Annotated in this window: 21 protein-coding genes and 1 riboswitch; of the genes, 18 read left to right on the top strand and 3 right to left on the bottom strand. The window is 40.4% G+C overall.

Annotated elements, in window-relative coordinates; translation table 11 throughout:
- Nucleotides 1-34: 34 nt before the first annotated feature.
- The 3 genes from HMPREF2607_RS03900 to HMPREF2607_RS03890 all read right to left on the bottom strand — a co-directional run bounded on the left by HMPREF2607_RS03900 (nt 35) and on the right by HMPREF2607_RS03890 (nt 3,957).
- Nucleotides 35-976 carry an AraC family transcriptional regulator gene (locus tag HMPREF2607_RS03900; RefSeq protein WP_083278655.1) on the bottom strand — a complete coding sequence of 314 codons (942 nt, stop codon included), beginning with the start codon at nt 974-976 and terminating at the stop codon, nt 35-37.
- A gap of 139 nt (nt 977-1,115) precedes the next feature.
- Nucleotides 1,116-2,486, bottom strand: a complete 1,371-nt coding sequence (mnmE, locus tag HMPREF2607_RS03895; protein WP_014634503.1) for a tRNA uridine-5-carboxymethylaminomethyl(34) synthesis GTPase MnmE — start codon at nt 2,484-2,486, stop codon at nt 1,116-1,118.
- Between the two features lie 127 nt (nt 2,487-2,613).
- Entirely contained in the window at nt 2,614-3,957 is a 1,344-nt protein-coding gene (locus HMPREF2607_RS03890; RefSeq protein ID WP_014634502.1) for an alanine/glycine:cation symporter family protein, read from the bottom strand.
- Nucleotides 3,958-4,053: 96 nt separating this feature from the next.
- Nucleotides 4,054-4,160, bottom strand: a riboswitch (glycine riboswitch).
- 304 nt (nt 4,161-4,464) lie between these two features.
- Between HMPREF2607_RS03890 and pcrA the strand changes: the two genes are divergently transcribed.
- The 18 genes from pcrA to pstB (HMPREF2607_RS03800) all read left to right on the top strand — a co-directional run bounded on the left by pcrA (nt 4,465) and on the right by pstB (HMPREF2607_RS03800) (nt 21,161).
- Nucleotides 4,465-6,774: a DNA helicase PcrA gene (gene pcrA, locus HMPREF2607_RS03885; RefSeq protein ID WP_070475969.1), complete on the top strand. Its 2,310-nt coding sequence runs from the start codon at nt 4,465-4,467 to the stop codon at nt 6,772-6,774.
- A gap of 120 nt (nt 6,775-6,894) precedes the next feature.
- Nucleotides 6,895-8,175 carry an O-acetylhomoserine aminocarboxypropyltransferase/cysteine synthase family protein gene (locus HMPREF2607_RS03880; protein WP_261674274.1) on the top strand — a complete coding sequence of 427 codons (1,281 nt, stop codon included), beginning with the start codon at nt 6,895-6,897 and terminating at the stop codon, nt 8,173-8,175.
- Nucleotides 8,176-8,235: 60 nt separating this feature from the next.
- On the top strand, nt 8,236-8,991 hold the full coding sequence (locus HMPREF2607_RS03875; protein WP_070475963.1) for an HAD hydrolase family protein: 756 nt from the start codon (nt 8,236-8,238) through the stop codon (nt 8,989-8,991).
- 67 nt (nt 8,992-9,058) lie between these two features.
- Complete coding sequence (gene tpx / locus HMPREF2607_RS03870; RefSeq protein ID WP_070475960.1) at nt 9,059-9,553, top strand: thiol peroxidase; 495 nt, start codon at nt 9,059-9,061, stop codon at nt 9,551-9,553.
- A gap of 126 nt (nt 9,554-9,679) precedes the next feature.
- On the top strand, nt 9,680-10,300 hold the full coding sequence (locus HMPREF2607_RS03865) for a restriction endonuclease subunit S (RefSeq protein ID WP_021144162.1): 621 nt from the start codon (nt 9,680-9,682) through the stop codon (nt 10,298-10,300).
- Nucleotides 10,301-10,388: 88 nt separating this feature from the next.
- On the top strand, nt 10,389-10,622 hold the full coding sequence (locus HMPREF2607_RS03860) for a DUF1858 domain-containing protein (protein ID WP_004182516.1): 234 nt from the start codon (nt 10,389-10,391) through the stop codon (nt 10,620-10,622).
- A 1-nt stretch (nt 10,623) separates the two neighbouring features.
- Nucleotides 10,624-11,970, top strand: coding sequence for a DUF438 domain-containing protein (locus tag HMPREF2607_RS03855; protein ID WP_070475958.1), 1,347 nt, complete (start codon nt 10,624-10,626; stop codon nt 11,968-11,970).
- Between the two features lie 119 nt (nt 11,971-12,089).
- Nucleotides 12,090-12,971 (top strand): tRNA pseudouridine(55) synthase TruB, encoded by an 882-nt coding sequence (gene truB, locus HMPREF2607_RS03850; protein ID WP_070475955.1) that lies wholly within the window; start codon nt 12,090-12,092, stop codon nt 12,969-12,971.
- The gene (locus HMPREF2607_RS03845; RefSeq protein WP_021144166.1) at nt 12,968-13,879 is read left to right on the top strand and encodes a bifunctional riboflavin kinase/FAD synthetase; all 912 of its coding nucleotides are present in this window, start codon (nt 12,968-12,970) and stop codon (nt 13,877-13,879) included. Before truB ends, HMPREF2607_RS03845 begins: the two co-directional genes overlap by 4 nt.
- A gap of 69 nt (nt 13,880-13,948) precedes the next feature.
- Nucleotides 13,949-14,362, top strand: a complete 414-nt coding sequence (locus HMPREF2607_RS03840; RefSeq protein WP_004182520.1) for a Spx/MgsR family RNA polymerase-binding regulatory protein — start codon at nt 13,949-13,951, stop codon at nt 14,360-14,362.
- Complete coding sequence (locus tag HMPREF2607_RS03835) at nt 14,355-14,636, top strand: UPF0223 family protein (RefSeq protein WP_021144168.1); 282 nt, start codon at nt 14,355-14,357, stop codon at nt 14,634-14,636. The genes HMPREF2607_RS03840 and HMPREF2607_RS03835 overlap by 8 nt, the downstream gene beginning before the upstream one ends.
- Complete coding sequence (locus tag HMPREF2607_RS03830) at nt 14,626-15,393, top strand: inositol monophosphatase family protein (RefSeq protein WP_021144169.1); 768 nt, start codon at nt 14,626-14,628, stop codon at nt 15,391-15,393. Before HMPREF2607_RS03835 ends, HMPREF2607_RS03830 begins: the two co-directional genes overlap by 11 nt.
- 80 nt (nt 15,394-15,473) lie before the next feature.
- Nucleotides 15,474-16,784 carry an RsmF rRNA methyltransferase first C-terminal domain-containing protein gene (locus tag HMPREF2607_RS03825; protein ID WP_059749162.1) on the top strand — a complete coding sequence of 437 codons (1,311 nt, stop codon included), beginning with the start codon at nt 15,474-15,476 and terminating at the stop codon, nt 16,782-16,784.
- A gap of 125 nt (nt 16,785-16,909) precedes the next feature.
- A complete protein-coding gene (locus HMPREF2607_RS03820; protein ID WP_070475953.1) occupies nt 16,910-17,785 on the top strand; it encodes a phosphate ABC transporter substrate-binding protein PstS family protein in 876 nt (291 codons plus the stop codon).
- A gap of 2 nt (nt 17,786-17,787) precedes the next feature.
- Nucleotides 17,788-18,702, top strand: a complete 915-nt coding sequence (gene pstC, locus HMPREF2607_RS03815; protein WP_002890959.1) for a phosphate ABC transporter permease subunit PstC — start codon at nt 17,788-17,790, stop codon at nt 18,700-18,702.
- On the top strand, nt 18,692-19,576 hold the full coding sequence (pstA, locus tag HMPREF2607_RS03810; protein WP_002885007.1) for a phosphate ABC transporter permease PstA: 885 nt from the start codon (nt 18,692-18,694) through the stop codon (nt 19,574-19,576). The genes pstC and pstA overlap by 11 nt, the downstream gene beginning before the upstream one ends.
- Before the next feature lie 10 nt (nt 19,577-19,586).
- Complete coding sequence (gene pstB, locus HMPREF2607_RS03805) at nt 19,587-20,390, top strand: phosphate ABC transporter ATP-binding protein PstB (RefSeq protein ID WP_003092580.1); 804 nt, start codon at nt 19,587-19,589, stop codon at nt 20,388-20,390.
- A 12-nt stretch (nt 20,391-20,402) separates the two neighbouring features.
- Nucleotides 20,403-21,161: a phosphate ABC transporter ATP-binding protein PstB gene (pstB, locus tag HMPREF2607_RS03800; protein ID WP_002884992.1), complete on the top strand. Its 759-nt coding sequence runs from the start codon at nt 20,403-20,405 to the stop codon at nt 21,159-21,161.
- Nucleotides 21,162-21,178: the final 17 nt, after the last annotated feature.

Raw genomic sequence — 21,178 nt, 5'->3', positions numbered from 1 at the left:
AAGTCTGCAGATATAAAAAGAGTTAACCATTTGGCTAACTCTTTTTTGTTTTCTTCTTGTTACTATGTGTCTTTCGATACTGGCTTGGTGTTTGATCGTAATAGTGTTTAAATTGGCGGTTGAAATTGGATAGGTTATTAAAACCAACATTAGTAGCAATTTCCAAAACTGGTTTAACGCTATTACGAAGCTCCTCGCAAGCAGCATTGAGTCTTGCTTGGATGATAAATTCTGTACAAGAGGTACCTGTATGTTGCTTAAAAATCGTCATAAAGTGGGTCTTACTATATCCCATGAGCTCTGACAACTTTTCAATAGTGAGATTTTCGGCATAATGTTGGTTAATGTAATCAATGATTTCCCGAATCTTCTCATTCTTACGATAATGATCATCAGAAGTTTTTCGCTCTACCAAACGATAGAAGTAGAGGAGGTAGATTAATTCTTCTAGTTTTGACTTGAGAAGAAGTTCATAGTGACGATCCTTCTGACGAATCATCTTAAAAATCTCAAAGAGGAGAGCTCTAATTTCCCTATACCCCTCGTCTGATGGTCTCAGGCATTGTTTAAACTTGAAAATAGAATTCTGTAGGGGCTGTAGGTAACGTAGACTAAGCGGGTCCACCAGCGATTGTCCCAGCATATCCAAATGAAAATGTAGGGTGTCCGTATGATGAGACTGATTATCTACGGGGTGAATCGAATGAAGGCCATTCGGACGAATTAAAAAGATATCTCCAGCTTGACTGTCAAAATAGTCATAATCAATGTGATAACGAGCTGTCCCCTCATAAACATACTGAATCTCAAGCTCTGGATGCCAATGAAAAAGGATATCAGGGCGTCCATTTTCAACCTTAGTTTCCGTCAATCGAAATGGAAGCAGATTATCGTCAAAATCTATCAAATGTTTAAAATCTGTATCAGTAGCTGCTTGTCTCATGGCAAACCTTTCAAAATCATAGGATAGTACCATGATAGCATTTTCTTTCTTAAAAAGCATGAGTAAATCGTCTGATGGTATTGATAAGTTGTTTACATAATTATATTTCTGTATTAACTACTGGCAAAACAAAAAGATGACAAAGCATCTTTTTACATAAATTTAGTTATGTTTATTTCCCTAGACAGAACTGACTAAATAGTTGCGTAATGAGTTCATCTGGAGCAGCATCACCAGTAATTTCACCAAGAATCTCCCAAGTACGTGTCATATCAACCTGTAGGAGATCAACAGGCATGCCTAATTCAAGACCTTGATTGACTGCTTCAAGGCTTTCGAGGGCTTTTTCAATGAGTGAAATGTGACGGGCATTTGAGAGATAAGTAGCATCTTTCTCCACTAGACCAGCATTATCAAAGAAGAGTTGATTAATGCGGTCTTCAATTTTGTCAATATTTTCATTTTTGAGGACTGAAATTGGAATGACGTCTTCAGGAAGCTCTTCCAATTGGATTGCTTGTGGAAGGTCTGTCTTATTTAGGAGAATGATACGATTGCTATTTTGGCTAATTTCGAGTAATGTACGGTCTTGCTCAGTTAACGGTTCAGAGCTATTAAGGACAAGAAGAACCAGGTCAGCCTCTTCGAGAGCTTTCTTAGAACGTTCCACACCAATTTTTTCAACAACATCATCTGTATCACGGATACCAGCGGTATCAATTAACTTAAGGGGAACGCCTTTGATATTAACGTATTCTTCAATGACATCACGTGTTGTACCCTCAATGTCTGTAACGATAGCCTTCTCCTCACGTAGGAGATTATTAAGAAGACTAGATTTTCCGACATTTGGACGACCAATGATTGCCGTTGAAAGACCTTCTCGAAGGATTTTTCCTCGTTTGGCAGTAGCCAGAAGATTTTCTAGAAGTACTTGGAACTCTTGCGTTTTTTCACGGACTAGATTTGTAGTAACTTCTTCAACATCATCATACTCTGGGTAATCAATATTCACCTCGACTTGAGCCAAAGTGTTAAGGATTTCTTGGCGCGTGTTATTAATGAGATCCTTGAGCGAGCCATCAAGTTGAGAAACGGCAACGGCCATAGCCTTATCAGTCTTAGCACGAATCAAATCCATGACAGCTTCGGCCTGGGTCAAGTCCACACGACCATTCAAGAAGGCACGCTTGGTAAATTCTCCAGGTTCGGCCATACGAGCACCAGAACGGATAAGGAGTTGAAGGATTTCATTGGTTACAGCGACACCACCATGGGTGTTGATTTCTACGACATCCTCACGTGTAAAGGTCTTTGGTGCACGCATAACACTGACCATGACTTCATCAATGGTTTCATCATTTTCCACGATATGACCGTAATTGATAGTATGTGAAGCGACCGTTTCTAAATTTTTTCCTTTGAAAACCTTATTAGCAATAGCAACTGCATCGGTTCCAGATAGGCGAACAATACCGATAGCACCTTCACCTAAAGGTGTTGAAATTGCAGTAATCGTATCAAATTCTTTGGTAATTGACATAGTTATTCCTTTGGATTTTTTCTGTATTAGTTGTAAAATGATTTAATTTCATTGTAACGCAAAAGACCAGTAGTAGCAAGGATTGGTGCCGATAAAGTCAAGAAAAAAGAGCCTAGGCTCTTTTTGTTTATTTGTGACGTTCAAAGTATGATTTAGTTTCTTTGAAGATGATTGGTGAGAGGACAAGTAGGGCAATCAAGTTAGGCAATGCCATCAAACCGTTTACGATATCCGCAATTTTCCAAACAACATCAAGAGTGAGGTAACCACCAAGAGCAACCATGACTACAAAAATGAGGCGGTAGAGTGGAAGGAATTTCGTTGATTTGAAAATGAATTCGAAACAACGTTCACCGTAGTAAGACCAACCCAAGATTGTTGTAAAGGCAAAGAGAACCAAAGAAAGTGTTAAGGCAATTTCACCAAATGTACCAAAAACAGAAGAGAAGGCTGCTTGTGTCATTGGGGCACCTTCCAGGCTACCTGACCATTGACCCGTTACAAGGATAGCAAGACCAGTAAGCGTACAGATGATGATCGTATCAATGAAAGTACCTGTCATTGAAATCAAACCTTGTTCAACAGGTTCTTCGGTCTTAGCAGCAGCTGCAGCGATAGGAGCTGATCCAAGACCTGACTCATTTGAGAAGACACCACGCGCAATACCAAGACGCATTGCAACCATGACTGTCGCACCAGCAAAACCACCAACGGCTGCTTTACCAGTAAAGGCAGATTGGAAAACCGTTTCAAGGACTGGAAGAAGTTGATTAAAGTTAGTAAAGATAACTACAAGAGCTGCTAGGATATAAAGTCCAGCCATAAACGGTACGACTTTTTCAGAAACTTTAGAGATAGATTGGATACCACCAAAAATGATGGCCGCAGTGATAAGTGCAAGTAAGATACTTACAATTTTTGGTGACCAGTCAAAGCTATTTTGAAGTGAAGCGGTGATTGAGTTAACTTGAGAGAAAGTACCAATCCCCAACCATGCAACAAGCACACCTGCAAAGGCAAAGAAGTAGGCCAAAGGTTTAGCAATTGTTTGCCATTTCCCAGAAAAACCGTGTGTAATGTAATACATTGGACCACCAGAAACATTACCTTGGTCGTCAAATGTACGGAATTTAATAGCCAAAAGACCTTCGGAATATTTGGTTGCCATACCAAAGAAAGCGGCAATCCACATCCAGAAAAGGGCACCAGGTCCACCAGTCTTGATGGCAGTAGCTACACCGACAATGTTACCTGTACCGACAGTTGCAGCAAGAGCCGTTGCGAGGGCTGCAAAACTAGAAATATCACCTTCCCCTTTATCTTCAGCAAAGATAAGTTTAAAAGCTTTAGGAAGACGAAGAACTTGCAAAAGACCAAGACGAATTGTAAGGTAAATCCCAGTTCCTACAAGAAGGACCAGAAGGGGTGGACCCCAGACAAAATCATCAATGGTAGTAAAAAAGTCTAACATAAATTTACAATCTCCTTTAACCGAGACGTCAAAAAAGAGGTTTGGCTTAACCAGACCTCTGAGAATACAAAGCTATTACTACAAGTTAAAAAACTTACGATGCTTTCTGTCCTTTTACCTGAGAGTTTCGGTTGTTACCCCTTGCCCCTTCGGTGTCTTGTTTACAGCTAAGGCTGCTTCAAGATCTCTCCAGAAGTCCGTCAATCACCAGTCATCCTGATGACATCACTCGGTTCTTATTTTATTGTGATTATATCTTATCGAAAAAACCGAACAGTGTCAACACTAATTTTCATCAAAAGTATAAAAATCCGAATATTATTCTTTAGCATGTCTTCCCCCAAAGCTAGAAAAAGCTAAGAATATGGGTAATCTTAAGCAAAGTACTTCCAATAAAAACAAACAATTATCTTCTAAAGTTATTTCAGATCCATTATGAATAGAGTCTGCATTTTCATCCAAAAAATGATAAAATAGTAGAGCTTATTTTTGAGAATGGAGAATATGATGAACCCATTATTAACTGGTATGAATGACAAACAGGCCGAAGCCGTCCAAACAACTGAAGGTCCTTTATTGATTATGGCTGGTGCAGGATCTGGTAAGACACGTGTGCTTACCCACCGTATTGCCTACCTCATTGACGAGAAAATGATTAATCCCTGGAATATCCTAGCCATTACCTTTACCAATAAGGCAGCTCGTGAGATGCGTGAACGTGCTATGGCTTTAAATCCAGCAACTTCAGAAACCTTAATTGCAACCTTCCATAGTATGTGTGTGCGAATCCTTCGTCGTGAAGCCGACCATATTGGCTACAACCGAAACTTTACTATCGTAGATCCTGGTGAGCAACGTACTTTGATGAAACGTATTCTCAAGAATCTGAACCTAGATCCTAAGAAGTGGAATGAACGTGCCATCTTAGGGACAATTTCCAACGCCAAAAACGACCTCTTGGATGAAGTGGCCTATGAGCACCAGGCCGGTGATATGTACACCCAAATCGTTTCTAAATGTTACAAGGCCTATCAGGAAGAGCTCCGTCGTAGTGAGGCCATGGATTTCGACGATTTAATTATGATGACTTTGCGTCTCTTTGACAAAAATCCTGATGTTCTCGCCTATTATCAGCAACGTTATCAGTACATTCACGTGGATGAGTACCAAGATACCAACCATGCTCAGTATCAGTTGGTAAAACTCTTGGCTTCTCGCTTCAAGAATATCTGTGTCGTAGGTGATGCGGACCAATCAATCTACGGTTGGCGTGGGGCTGATATGCAGAATATCCTTGACTTTGAGAAGGACTATCCTGAAGCCAAGGTAGTTCTCTTGGAAGAAAACTACCGTTCAACCAAGAAAATTCTCCAAGCAGCCAATGAAGTTATCAAGAACAACCGCAACCGCCGTCCTAAGAAACTTTGGACTCAAAATGACGACGGTGAACAAATCGTTTATTACCGTGCTAATGACGAACGTGATGAAGCTGTTTTTGTTGCTTCAACTATTGATAACATCATTCGTGAAGAAGGTAAGAACTTCAAGGATTTCGCTGTACTTTACCGTACCAATGCTCAGTCTCGTACCATTGAAGAAGCCTTGCTTAAGTCTAATATTCCTTATACCATGGTTGGAGGGACCAGGTTCTATAGCCGTAAAGAAATTCGTGATGTTATTTCTTACTTGAACTTGATTGCAAATCCTGCGGATAATATTAGTTTTGAACGTGTGGTTAATGAACCTAAACGTGGAGTTGGACCTGGTACGCTTGAAAAGATTCGTACCTTTGCCTATGAGCAAAACATGAGTCTCCTAGATGCTTCAGCTAATATTATGTTGTCACCAATCAAGGGGAAAGCGGCTCAGGGCGTTTACGATTTCGCTAACATGATTCTGAACCTACGTGACCAGCTAGATGGGCTAAGCATTACTGAAGCTGTAGAGGCTGTTTTGGATAAGTCTGGTTATCTGGATGCTCTTTCTATGCAACAAACACTTGAAAGTCAAGCACGCATTGAAAATATCGAAGAGTTCATGTCTGTTACTAAGAATTTTGATGAAACCAACACCGATGGTACGGAAGACGAGACTGGTATTGACCGTTTAGGCCGTTTCTTGAACGATCTAGCGTTGATTGCTGATACGGACGATGGTGATATGGAAGCAGCAGAAGTAACCTTGATGACCCTCCATGCTGCCAAAGGACTTGAATTCCCAGTTGTCTTTCTTATCGGTATGGAAGAGGGAGTCTTCCCCTTATCTCGTGCTTCAGAAGACCCAGAAGAACTCGAAGAAGAGCGTCGCTTAGCTTACGTAGGTATTACCCGGGCTGAAGAGATTCTTTTCCTTACCAACGCTAATACACGTACGCTTTTTGGTAAGACTAGCTATAATCGCCCTAGCCGTTTCTTGCGTGAAATTTCAGATGATTTATTACAATATCAAGGTCTGGCACGTCCAGCCAATTCATCATTTGGTGTTCGTTTTACAAAGGAAGAGCCAACACAATTTGGTCAAGGCATGAGTTTACAACAAGCACTGCAGACTAGAAAAGCAAATGCACAACCTCAAAGACATACGGGCGCTCAGCCATTTTCAAAAGCTACTGGCGGATTACCTTTTGGCAAGACTTCAGACTCTGGCAATTCAGCTACTGACTGGGAAATCGGAGATATTGCTCACCACAAGAAGTGGGGAGATGGGACTGTCCTAGAAGTAACTGGAAGTGGCAAAACACAAGAACTTAAGATAAAATTCCCAGAAGTTGGACTTAAAAAGGTTTTGGCAAGCGTAGCACCTATTGAGAAGAAATAGAAAGAGACCGAAAGGTCCTTTTTATAAGCCTTCCCTATCACATTGATAAAAAATTTCTATTAGACAGTTAGCTTTTATGGGTGTAGAATGAAGACAACTTTTGTTTTGGAGGACACCCATATGTCACGAGAATTTTCATTTGAAACCTTACAATTACACGCTGGACAAACACCTGATAAGGAAACAAAATCACGTGCGGTTCCAATTTACCAAACGACTTCATATGTCTTTGACGATGCTCAAGAAGGTGAAGATCTCTTTGCCCTTAGAAAACCCGGTAATATTTACACACGTATTACCAATCCAACAGTAGCAGTACTTGAAGAACGTATCGCAGCCCTCGAAGGTGGTGTTGGTGCCTTGGCTACGGCTTCAGGTATGGCTGCAATCACCTATGCGGTCCTTGGTTTGGCACATGCTGGCGATCATGTTGTTGCTGCGACAACCCTCTACGGTGGAACATTTAATCTCTTAAAAGAAACTCTTCCACGCTATGGTGTCACAACAACTTTTGTGGATGTTGACAATCCTGAAGAAATTGAAGCTGCTATCAAAGATAATACCAAACTAGTCTTGATTGAGTCTTTGGGTAATCCGCTTATCAACATTCCTGATTTTGAAAAAATTGCTGAAATTGCTCACAGCCATAAGATTCCATTGGTTGCTGACAATACTTTTGGAACTCCATATCTCATCAATGTTATCTCCCATGGTGTAGATATCGTGGTTCATTCTGCAACTAAGTTTATCGGTGGACATGGAACAACTATTGGAGGTCTTATCGTCGATTCTGGTAAATTTGACTGGGAAGCTTCAGGCAAATTCCCACAGTTGGTTGACGAGGACCCATCTTACCACAATATCAGCTATACGCGTGATGTTGGTCCAGCAGCATTTGTAACTGCCCTTCGTACACAACTTTTGCGTGACACAGGGGCTGCCTTGGCACCTTTCAATGCTTTCTTGCTCTTGCAAGGACTTGAAACACTTTCACTTCGTGTCGAACGCCACGTCGAAAATACTAAAAAAATCGTAGACTTTTTGGAAAATCATCCAAAAGTTGAAAAAGTTAACTATCCTGGATTACCATCAAGTCCTTACTATGATTTGGCACAAAAATACTTCCCTAAAGGTCCAGGTTCTATTTTCACTTTCCATGTTAAAGGTGGACAAGACGAAGCACGTACCGTAATTGATAATCTTGAAATCTTCTCAGATTTAGCTAACGTTGCTGATGCAAAATCTTTGGTGGTGCACCCTGCAACAACAACTCACCAACAATTGGCAGAAACTGATTTACTAGCTTGTGGTGTCACTCCAAATCAAATTCGTATCTCAGTTGGTTTGGAAAACGCAGAGGATTTGATTGAAGATTTAAAACTAGCCCTTGATAAAATTTAAGTATTCCGATACTAACTTATTTAACCAGCTCTTTAGCTGGTTTTTTGTTATACTATCCCTATGAAATTTGTTTTTGATTTGGATGGAACCCTATGTTTTGATGGTATGACCATGTCAAAAGACCTACAAAAGGTTCTTTTAACTGCACCAAAATACGGGCATGAAATTATTTTTGCAACAGCACGCTCTTACAGAGACTGTCTTAGTATTTTAGAAGGAGAATTGAGAAAGCTGACAGTAGTTGGCTTAAACGGTGGTGAAGTCTTTCAAGATGAACACTTAGTATCGCAATACACAATACCTTCTCATGATCTCAGAACGATTGTTAGCTACTGTGATACTTATAATCTCCCTTATTTTATTGATGATACCTTTAATTATGCTATTCAAAATCCTGAGCAAATCCCTTTTCTTTCAAATGTTGATCCATTAAACAAAGCAAGGATTTTGCCTGTTCATGAACTTAATGAGCCTATCAAAGTTGTTATTCCACTTGTAGAGCATGAAGATATACGTGAAGACCTTATCTTTAATCTAAACAAACTGGAATGTTTAGACCTTAGTTATCATGATATCGAAAGGTGCCTTTACATTAATCCTAAAGGTGTGACCAAGGCTAGTACTGTTTTAAACCACTTTGGTAAAGACTTTGTAGCTTTTGGAAATGATCAAAATGATATTTCTCTTTTCAAAAATGCTATATATGGAGTGCAAATTGGTGATTATCCCTACCTAAAAAACTTTGCGGATGAGGTTATTCCTGCAATTAATGCAGTTATTGCTGAAAAAATTAAACTTCTGTTTGAAAAGTTCTAAACAAATGTTTAGGCTTATTGCTATATTTACAGTACAATAGTAAAAAAAGTATTGGAGGACGACTAACATGCCAACATTTATTGGAAAACCAGTTACAGTAGCAGAAGACAAACAACTTCAAGTTGGAGATACCTTGCGTGACTTTAACTTGACCACAACAGATTTGACGAAAAAATCACTTTCAGAATTCGATGGAAAGAAAAAAGTTATCTCTATCGTTCCATCAATCGATACTGGTATTTGTTCAACTCAAACACGTACCTTTAACAAGGAATTGTCAGAACTAGATGATACTGTAGTTATTACTATTTCAGTGGACCTACCATTTGCGCAAGCTCGTTGGTGTGGTGCTGAAGGCCTTGAAAATGCCATCATGCTCTCTGACTACTATGATAATAGTTTCGGTAAAGACTATGGTGTCCTTATTGAAGAATGGCACTTGTTAGCGCGTGCCGTTTTAGTGGCAGACGCTGACAACAAGATTACTTATGTCGAATATTTGGACAATATCAATACTGATCCAAACTATGAAGCAGCAGTAGCAGCAGCTAAAAGCTTATAAAAAGGGGCCCAGGTCTCTTTTTTATTTTGCCTTTCTTACAGTTTTTACTTGCAAAAGTATTAGCTTCTTGCTATTATTGTATAGCAATACTCAATGTGGATAGTGAAATATAAAAAAGGAGATTCAATGTCTGAAAAAGAAAGACCTCAACTGATTATCGATTACGAAGCTAACACAGACAAACTTGTTCGTTTAGGCGATGTTGTCGATCAATTTAAAGGAAAAGCTGTTCCAGCTAAGGCAGAACCCGGTGAATTTGCTGTCATTAATCTATCGGATATGACACCCAACGGCATTGCCTACGATGACCTAAAAACATTTTCTGAGGAACGCCGCAAACTTTTACGCTTTCTCTTAGAAGATGGAGATGTGCTTATTGCCTCTAAGGGAACTGTTCAAAAAGTTGCTGTTTTCGAAAATCAGGGCAAGCGTGAAGTTGTTGCCTCATCAAATATCACAGTATTACGACCTAAGGAAAAACTCCGTGGTTTCTACATCAAGTTCTTTCTTGAGACCGAAATTGGTCGTGCCTATTTGGACTATGCTGATAAGGGAAAGGCTGTCCTCAATTTATCGACAGCTGACCTCTTGGACATCAAAATTCCTGAGATACCGATTGTTAAGCAAGATTACCAAATTGCGGCCTACCTACGTGGGCGTGCCGATTTCCACCGTAAGATGGTTCGTGCAGAGCAAGAGTGGGAAAATATCCAGCATAATGTTACAGAAGCTCTATTTGGAAATTAATCAAAAGCCAGCAAACTTGGATTTGTTGGTCTTTTTTTATTATTCTCGTGTATAATGGTAGTAGTAAATATGTTATTAGGAGGTCATTATGACTACCAACACCATAGATTTATCACAACCAGTCGCAACAATCATAAAAGAGCATCCAGAGGTTAAGGATTTACTGATTGACCTTGGTTTTAAGCCCTTGTCTAACCCAGCTATGCTAAATACTGTCGGTAAGGTAACCAGTCTAAAAGCTGGTTCTAAGTTAGCTAATATTCCCCTAGATAAAATCAAGCAAACTTTACTGTTCAATGGTTATGATGTCATCGGAGACTAATATGGAAAACAATCGTATTCAAATACTCAAAGAAATTCTCCTAGATTTACATCATGGAGCTAGTCCCGAAAGTGTTCAAGAGCGCTTCAATCAACACTTCAGGGGAGTATCTGCCCTTGAAATCTCTATGATGGAGCATGAATTGATGTCTTCTGAAGATGGAGTTACCTTTGAAGATGTTATGAGCCTTTGTAATGTCCACGCTAACCTCTTTAAAGGAGCTATTGCAGATGTGGAAGTGGCGGACGCTGATCAAGAGGGCCACCCTGTCTATGTGTTTAAACAAGAGAATTTAGCCCTACGTTCAGCTATCCTACGTATTCGACGTATCATCGAAAACATTAGTAAGCCTGAAAATGAAGATTTCAAATCTGACCTACTCAATGGGCTTAGACATCAGATGTCTTTATTGGGACAATTTCATAACCATTACACACGTAAAGAAAAGCTCTTCTTTCCAATAATGGAGCGTTATGGTCATGATTCTCCTCCAAAGGTTATGTGGGGTGTAGACGATGACATCCGAAAACTTTTTAGAGCGGCAGAAGCTAAACTAAAAGAACTTCCAGATGCTGATTTAGAAGAATTTTCAAAGTCCTTCGAAGCTTTTTCAGAAGAATTTGAAGCTATGATTTTCAAGGAAGAAGCTATCTTACTTATGATTCTGCTTGAAACCTTCACGCAGGATGATTGGCTTTCAATTGCCGAAGAAAGTGATGCCTATGGCTATGCAATTATAAAACCTACAGCCGTTTGGAAACCTAAGCGTGAGCGTTTTGAGGAAGACAATACGGAGACATTGCAAGAACAGTCTGGTCTGAGCACTGACGAACATACGGGCAATACCCGAATTATTGATACCCCGGAAGGACAATTTACCATCAGCTTCACCCCAAAACCAAAAACTGAAACTGTCGTAGATAGAGAAACAACGCAACCTTTTGGCAATGGTTATCTTTCTGTGGAGCAGGCCAATCTCATTCTTAACCATCTCCCTTTGGAAATCACTTTCGTCAATAAAGACGATATTTTCCAATACTATAATGATAATGTTCCTGCTAGTGAAATGGTTTTTAAACGAACACCTAGCCAAATTGGACGAAACGTTGAACTTTGTCATCCGCCCAAAGTGCTTGATAAGGTCAATAAAATCTTTGAATTACTAAGAAGTGGAGAGCGTGACCAAGTTCCAATGTGGTTCAAATCTGAACGTTTAGGAAAATTCGTCTATGTTACCTATGCAGCTGTTAGAGATGACAAGGGAGACTTTCAAGGTGTCCTAGAGTATGTGCAAGATATTAAACCTTTCTTTGAACTAGAAAGCGATCTTAAAAGAGATATTGATTAAAAAGCTAGCAGTCCTGCGACTGCTTATGACTATAATCCGTGAGAGGTTAGAGTCTTTGTTCTCTGCCTCTTTATGTTTCCATCTAGCTCTTTATGATTGCTTTTGATATAATTAGAATTATGATTTCAGGAATTATTAATCTAAAAAAAGAGGCTGGTATGACCAGTCATGATGCTGTATTTAAGCTACGTAAAATATTACAAGAGAAAAAAATAGGACATGGTGGCACTCTCGATCCTGATGTGACCGGCGTATTACCTATTGCAGTCGGAAAAGCGACTCGTGTCATTGAATACATGACAGAAGCAGGAAAGGTCTATGAAGGCGAAATTACCATTGGTTTTTCAACAACGACCGAGGATGCAAGTGGTGAAGTCGTCCAAACTACTCCGATAAGGGAGCTAGACGAAGAAACCGTTGACAAAGCAATGGCTAGTTTTGAGGGAGAAATCACACAAATTCCCCCTATGTACTCAGCAGTTAAGGTCAACGGAAAGAAACTTTATGAGTACGCACGCGCTGGAGAAGAAGTAGAACGTCCACAACGTCAAGTGACCATTACCGAATTTGTCCGTACCTCACCCATCGAGCTAGAAAACGACACTGCGAGATTCAGCTTCCGTGTTGCTTGTAGCAAGGGAACTTATGTCCGTACCTTATCTGTTGATTTGGGTGCTAAACTCGGCTACGCGAGTCATATGTCTGCTCTTCGTCGAACAGCCTCAGCTGGTTTAACCTTAGATAAGGCACTAACTCTCTCACAAATTTCAGAAATGGTAGAAGCAGGGGATACATCCTTCCTCCTTCCCATCGAATTTGGTGTTCAGGATCTGCCAGCAGTACAGGTCACTGAAGATGATGCTAAAGAAATCTCATTTGGTCGCTTTATTGCTATTGATAGCCAAGAACCCTTGGTTGCGGCCTTTTTAGGATACAAAGTTCTAGCCATCATGGAAAAGCGAAATCAAGTTTATAAACCTAGAAAAGTATTAAGTCAATGAAAATAACTTCTATTAACGATTATAAAGATATCCATCAAGAAAAGGATACAGTCCTTGTCTTAGGCTATTTCGATGCGCTTCATCGTGGTCACAAGGTTCTTTTTGATAAGGCTCGTCAGATTGCTGATGAGGAAGAGCTTGAAGTAGCTGTTCTTACCTTTAATGAGAGTCCTCAGCTAACTTTCCAACGCTTTACGGATGATTTACTTCTTCATATCACAGCACCTCAGAGACGGTGTGAACTTTTTGAAGCCTATGGTACAGATCAGCTTTATTTGACAGATTTTAATAGTGATTTTGCCCGAACGAGTTCAGATGATTTCATTGCCCACTATATTAATCGGTTAAAAGCTCAAGAGGTTGTTGTGGGCTTTGATTACAAGTTTGGACACCATCGAACGGATGCGGACTATTTAGCCCGTAATTTTTCTGGTAATGTTCATGTTATTGAGGAACAACAAAGCGATGGTGAAAAGATTTCGTCAACACGTGTACGTCAATTGATACGAGAAGGTAAGGTTAAAGAAGCCAATAAACTTCTTGGCCACGAATTCTCGACACGTGGAATCGTGGTACATGGTGATGCACGTGGACGTACCATTGGTTTTCCAACTGCTAATTTAGCACCAATCGACAGAACCTTTCTACCTGCTGATGGTGTCTATGTTGCCGATGTGGTGATTGATGGCAAACGTTATCGTTCCATGACCAGCTTAGGAAAAAACGTTACCTTTGGGGGAACAGAACTCCGTCTTGAAGCCAATATCTTTGATTTTGAAGGCGATATTTATGGTAAAACAATTGAAGTTTTTTGGCTAGATTATATCCGTGATATGATTAAGTTCAATAATATAGAGGAACTTTGCGCTCAACTGGAGGCCGATAAAAAAATCGCAGAAAAATTTTAAGAAAGCGTAGCCAAAACTAATCAAATAATGTATAATGATTAGGAATGTTAAAGTGAAAGGGGTGTTTGCATGGTAACTTTATTTTTATCACCTAGCTGCACCAGCTGTAGGAAAGCACGAGCCTGGTTGACAAATCATGAAGTTGCTTTTGACGAACACAATATTATCACGAGCCCATTAACTCACGATGAGTTGATGAAGATTTTGTCTTACACGGAAAATGGTACCGAAGATATCATTTCAACCCGTTCAAAAGTCTTTCAGAAGCTGAATATCGATGTGGATGATTTGACCATCAAGGAACTCATTCAATTGATTTCTGAATATCCAAATCTTCTTCGTCGACCTATCATTATGGACAACAAACGCATGCAAATCGGTTTCAACGAAGATGAAATTCGTGCCTTTTTGCCTCGTGATTATAGAAAGCAAGAATTGCGTCAAGCGACCATTCGAGCTGAAATTGAGGGTAACAATGACTAAAGGAAATTATTCCTACCCACTCAATCCATCATGGAGCACTGAGGAAATCACCACAGTGCTTCATTTTTTGAGTCAGGTAGAAAAAGCATACGAGAGCAAGGTTGACCGTGACCAACTCTTGCAAGCCTATAAGGCATATAAAACAGTTGTCCCAGGCAAAGCACCTGAAAAGCAACTAGACAAGGCCTTTGAAGAAGCTAGCGGTTTTTCAACCTACCAAGCTGTCAAAGCTGCTAAAGCAAAAGATAAAGGATTTGTATCACTTGGAAAATAAACTGATTTTCGCCAAAGAAATCATCAAAGAAGCTGGTGCTTTTATTAAAGAAAGTTTAAGTAAAACAATCACGGTCGAAGAAAAGACAGCTTTTGATGATTTAGTCACTAATATTGATAAACAAACACAAGATTTACTCGTGGCACGTATTAAATCTGCCTTTCCATCAGACAATATTTTCGCTGAAGAAAATGGCTTGGTGCATAATATCAAGGATGGAAACGTCTGGGTCTTGGATCCTATTGATGGAACGGTCAATTTTATTGTCCAACAAGATAATTTTTGTGTGATGATTGCCTACTATGAAGAGGGGCAAGGAAAATTTGGTCTCATTTATAACGTCATGGCTGATCAACTTTTCTATGGTGGTGGCCAGTTTGATGTGTATTGCAATGACAAATTGCTTCCTGCCTATAAAAATCGACCATTAGACCGGTGCCTAGTCGCTAGCAATGGAGCCATGTATGCTAAAAATTTTCACGGCTTAAAAGACCTTATTGATAAGACCTTGGGTGTTCGTGTCTACGGTGGTGCCGGTTTAAGCATGTCAAAAGTCCTATCTGGTCAAATTTTAGCTTACTTTTCAGTTATTTACCCATGGGACTATGCTGCAGCAAGTATTATGGGAGAAAAATTGGGTTATCACCTTGAGACCATTACCGGAGAACCACTGGATTATTCTAGTCGTCAAGCTGTGATGCTTGTGCCTAAAGATAGACTTGAAGAAATCAAGGATATTATGGGCTCAGAAAATTAATTTAAAACAAAAAACCATACTGGACAAATCAGAACAGTAAGTTCTCTTGGTTAGTCCAGTTTTTTGATAGAAAGGAAACTATGCAATTTCCATCAGACTTTATAGAAAAATATAATAAGCTCCTTGGAGATGAAGCAGAGGAATTCTTTGCATCTTTTGATCAAGAAGCCGTGTCCGCCTACCGTACCAACCCTTTGAAAAAGCAACAGAAGGACTTTCCTGATGCCATTCCTGAAACACCGTGGGGCCATTACGGTAAAATTTCTGGAAAATCTGCCGATCATGCAACTGGTTTAGTTTATTCTCAGGAACCAGCTGCTCAAATGGTTGCTCAAGTGGCAGCTCCGGCCAAGGGAAGTCGAGTCTTAGACTTGGCAGCTGCTCCAGGTGGAAAATCTACTCATCTTCTAAGCTACTTAGATAATACAGGTCTGCTCGTCAGTAATGAAATCAATCCAAAGCGTAGCAAAATTCTGGTTGAAAACATTGAACGTTTTGGAGCTAGAAATGTTGTTGTGACTAACACATCAGCTGATAAACTAGCCAAAGTTTTCAAAAATTACTTTGATACGATTGTCTTTGATGGACCTTGTTCTGGAGAAGGAATGTTCCGCAAGGATCCTGATGCCATCCAATATTGGCACAAGGAGTACCCTAGTGAACTGGCACAATTGCAGAAGGATATCTTGTCAGACGGTTTGAAGATGCTCGCTCCTGGTGGTCAATTGATCTACTCAACTTGTACCTGGTCTCCTGAGGAAAACGAAGGGGTTGTCGCTTGGATTTTAGAAAATTATCCTGATCTCGAATTGGTGGAAATCCCTAAATGGAACGGCATGAAAGGTGGGATTGATTTTCCAGAAACAGCTCGAATGTATCCGCACCATTTCAAAGGTGAAGGTCAGTTTGTGGCAAAATTCCAGGATAAGCGCGTGGCTGAGCAGGCACGTATCAAAGAGGGAAAATCTAACCTAAACAAGGAGCAGAAGCAACTCTGGGAAGATTTTGCAAAAAAACACCTTAAGACTCGTCTAGATGGTTTACTCCAAGTTTTTGGGGACAATCTCTATCTGCTTCCTAAGGGACTTCCAGACCTATCTAAAGTTAAAATCGCTCGTAATGGACTGCATCTTGGTGTCTTTAAGAAAAAACGTTTTGAACCAAGTTTTGCTCTTGGAATTGCGTTAACCTCAGATGAAGTTGTTTCAAGTATAGAGCTAATTCAAGACCAGTTTGCCCAATACGTTTCTGGTAATGTGGTCACTCTAGATCAAGCGCAACCAAACGGTTGGTATCAGCTTTTAGTGGATGGCAATGGATTTGGATTTGCCAAAATCGTTGGAAACACGGTTAAAAACTACTATCCTAAGGGATTGAGATTCCATGTATAAGGGCCTGTAATCAAACTTTAATATGACTTAATTATCTTATACTTGGTATAATTAGATAGATGTCTTTTTACAGCATATATATAAGACACTTTCTTACTTAAGTTACAAAATGTCGGAGGACAAAAATGAAAAAAACAAAAGTCCTTGCAGTGATTATGTCACTGGCAATGGCCATGCTAGTCTTAACTGGCTGTGCCTCTTGGATTGACCGTGGCCAGTCCATTACAGCAGTTGGTTCTACGGCCCTTCAACCCTTAGTGGAGGCGGCAGCAGATGGGTTCGCTGAAAAGAACCCTGAGAATATCGTTAACGTCCAAGGTGGCGGTTCTGGTACTGGACTTTCTCAGGTACAATCCGGTGCCGTTCAAATTGGTAACAGTGACCTTTTTGCCGAGGAAAAATCTGGAATCGATGCCAGTAAGCTTGTTGACTATCAAGTTGCCGTTGCTGGAATTGCAGTGATTACAAACAAGGAAGTTTCCGTAGATAACTTGACAAGCGAACAACTTCGCAAGATTTTCACTGGGGAAATCACAAACTGGAAACAGCTTGGTGGTAAAGACCTAGAGATTACTATTATTAACCGTGCAGCTAGCTCAGGATCACGCGCAACTTTCGATGCAGTGATTATGGACGGCAAATTGCCAATCCGTACCCAAGAGCAAGATTCTAATGGTATGGTTAAGTCAATCGTTGCTCAGACACCAGGTGCTATTTCATACCTGTCATTTGCTTACCTTGATGATTCTGTTAAAACATTGAAGTTAAATGGATTTGAACCAAAAGCTGAAAATGTTGCAACTAACGATTGGCCTATTTGGTCTTACGAGCATATGTATACCAAGGGAAAACCAGATAGCTATACCAAACAATTCTTAGATTACATGATGAGCGACGAAGTCCAAGAAAACGTCGTCGCAAAAATGGGTTACATTTCCATCCATAGCATGAAAGTTACAAAGGATGCTGATGGTAAAGTCTCAAAGAAGAGTGAGGAGTAAGCATGAAAAATGAAGAATTGGTGAAACAATTAACATCACCCTCTAAAAATTCACGCCTCGAGAAGTTTGGTAAAACAATCACTTTCCTTTGCCTTGCTTTGATTGTTTTTATCGTAGCCATGATTTTGCTTTTCGTTGCTCAAAAGGGGCTGGCGACTTTCTTTGTTAATAAAGTCAGCTTGGTCGAGTTCCTTTTTAGTGGCGATTGGTCACCGTCTGAAGGCAAGTTCGGAGCTCTTCCAATGATTTTAGGGTCATTCGTAGTTACCTTGCTCTCAGCCTTGGTAGCAACGCCATTTGCCATTGGAGCAGCCATCTTTATGACTGAAATTTCTCCGAAAGGGGCTAAATTCTTACAACCAGCTATTGAACTTTTGGTTGGGATTCCATCTGTTGTTTATGGATTCATTGGTCTCCAAGTCGTGGTTCCGTTTGTTCGCTTAATTTTTGGTGGAACAGGTTTTGGTATCCTTTCAGGTACCTTCGTCTTGTTTGTTATGATTCTACCAACCGTAACCTTTATGACAACAGATACGCTTCGTGCAGTGCCTCGTCACTATCGTGAAGCTAGTCTTGCCATGGGAGCTACACGCTGGCAAACGATTTGGCGTGTGACACTTAACGCGGCTAAACCAGGTATTTTCACGGCCGTTATCTTTGGTATGGCCCGTGCCTTTGGTGAGGCTCTTGCCATCCAAATGGTTGTCGGAAATTCCGCAGTGATTCCAACTTCTTTAACGACACCAGCAGCAACATTGACATCTGTCTTGACTATGGGAATCGGGAATACAGTCATGGGTACTGTTTCAAACAATGTCCTTTGGTCTCTCGCCTTGGTTCTCTTATTGATGAGTCTTGGTTTCAATATGTTGGTGAAATTCATTACCCGTGAGAGAAAGAGAAATTATGAACGCTAAAAAAATTGATAAAATTGCCATCAGCACACTCTATGTGATTGCTGGCATTATTGTAACAATCCTGGCAGCCTTGATTCTCTATATCTTGGTTCGCGGAATACCACACATCAGCTGGTCATTCTTGACTAGTCGATCATCATCTTACAAAGCTGGTGGAGGAATTGGGGTTCAACTCTACAATTCATTCTTCCTTTTGGTTATTACCCTGATTATTTCTGTGCCTCTTTCTATGGGAGCTGGAATTTTCTTATCAGAATATGCAAAAAAAGGACGTCTTACCAACTTTGTTCGTACCTGTATTGAAATCCTTTCTTCACTACCTTCAGTGGTTGTCGGACTCTTTGGTTATTTGATTTTCGTTGTCCAATTCCAGTATGGATTTTCAATCCTATCTGGTGCCTTGGCTTTAACGGTCTTTAACCTACCACAAATGACTCGTACGGTTGAAGATAGTTTGCGAACAGTCCACCATACCCAACGTGAAGCTGGGCTAGCTCTAGGCTTGTCTCGATGGGAAACGATCTTACACGTTGTTGTTCCAGAGGCCTTACCTGGTATTGTTACTGGTATCGTTCTCGCTTCTGGCCGTATTTTCGGGGAAGCAGCAGCGCTTATCTATACAGCAGGTCAATCTGCACCAGCACTTAACTGGAGCGACTGGAATCCGCTTAGTATCTCTAGTCCAATCTCGATTTTCCGCCAAGCAGAAACACTTGCTGTTCACATCTGGAAGGTCAACTCAGAAGGTACGACACCTGACGCCACTGCAGTATCTGCTGGTTCAGCAGCAGTACTCTTGATTTTCATTTTGATTTTCAACTTTGGTGCACGTCGTTTGGGAGCATACCTCCATAAGAAATTAACATCCGCTTAAAGGAGTTATCATGACAAAATACAATTGGGACGAGCGTCATATTATCACCTTCCCAGAGAAGGAGCTCGCTCTTGAAACAAAGGACTTGCATGTCTATTATGGTCAAAAAGAAGCCATCAAAGGTATCGACATGCAATTCGAAAAAAATAAAATTACGGCTCTTATTGGGCCTTCAGGATGCGGAAAGTCAACCTTTCTTCGTAGCCTAAACCGAATGAATGATACGATTGATATTGCTAAGGTTACTGGACAAATCCTTTATCAAGGCGTCGATGTCAATGCAAGTAATATCAATGTTTATGAAATGCGTAAACATATTGGAATGGTTTTCCAACGTCCAAATCCATTTGCCAAGTCTATCTACAGAAACATTACCTTTGCTCACGAACGTAAAGGTGTCAGAGATAAGCAAACTTTGGACGAGATTGTTGAGACATCGCTTAAGCAAGCAGGTCTTTGGGATCAGGTTAAAGATGATCTTCATAAATCTGCCTTTACCCTCTCAGGTGGTCAGCAGCAACGTCTTTGTATTGCTAGAGCTATTGCCGTGAAACCGCAGATTCTTCTCATGGATGAACCTGCAGCTTCTTTGGATCCTGTAGCTACTATGCAACTAGAAGAGACCATGTTCGAACTTAAGGAAGATTACTCTATTATCATCGTGACGCACAATATGCAGCAGGCAGCGCGTGCCAGTGATTATACAGCATTCTTCTACCTTGGTGATCTTATCGAATATGATGAGACCAAGAAAATCTTCCAAGATGCTGCCCTACAGTCAACTAATGACTATGTATCAGGACGCTTTGGATAGAAAGGAGCACTTATGACTGAACCTATCATTTCAATCAATGATTTATCGGTGTATTTCAATAAGAAAAAAGCCCTCAATAACGTGACAATGGATTTCTATCCAAATGAAATCACGGCCCTTATCGGACCTTCAGGATCGGGAAAATCAACCTTGCTCCGTTCTATCAACCGAATGGGAGATTTAAATCCCGAGTGGACACTTACTGGTGCTGTTTCCTACAATGGTCACAATGTCTACAGTCCTCGAACAGACACCGTTGAGCTCCGTAAAGAAATCGGAATGGTCTTCCAACAACCCAATCCTTTTCCTATGTCTATCTATGAAAACGTGGTTTATGGGCTTCGTATCAATGGTATCAAAGATAAGGCTGTCCTTGACAAAGCAGTAGAAGAGTCACTAAAAGGTGCTTCAATCTGGGAAGAAGTCAAAGACCGTCTCCATGACTCAGCACTTGGACTTTCAGGAGGGCAACAACAACGTGTCTGTATTGCACGGGTTCTTGCCACGTCTCCAAAGGTTATCCTTCTTGACGAACCAACGTCTGCCCTCGACCCTATCTCCGCTGGTAAGATTGAGGAAACCCTATATAACCTTAAGGACCAATATACCTTGTTGCTCGTCACACGTTCTATGCAACAGGCAAGCCGTATCTCACAACGAACAGCCTTTTTCCTCGATGGAGAACTCATTGAGTATTCATCAACGAAAGACATGTTCCTAAATCCACAACATAAAGAAACAGAAGATTATATTACCGGTAAATTCGGTTAAGAAAGGACAGATTACTA

It is taken from the genome of Streptococcus sp. HMSC078H03 (assembly GCF_001808655.1).
Taxonomy (GTDB): Bacteria; Bacillota; Bacilli; order Lactobacillales; family Streptococcaceae; genus Streptococcus; species Streptococcus salivarius_G.
The sequence above is the reverse complement of the archived record's forward strand: the minus strand, read 5'-3'. Positions and strand labels throughout refer to the sequence as shown.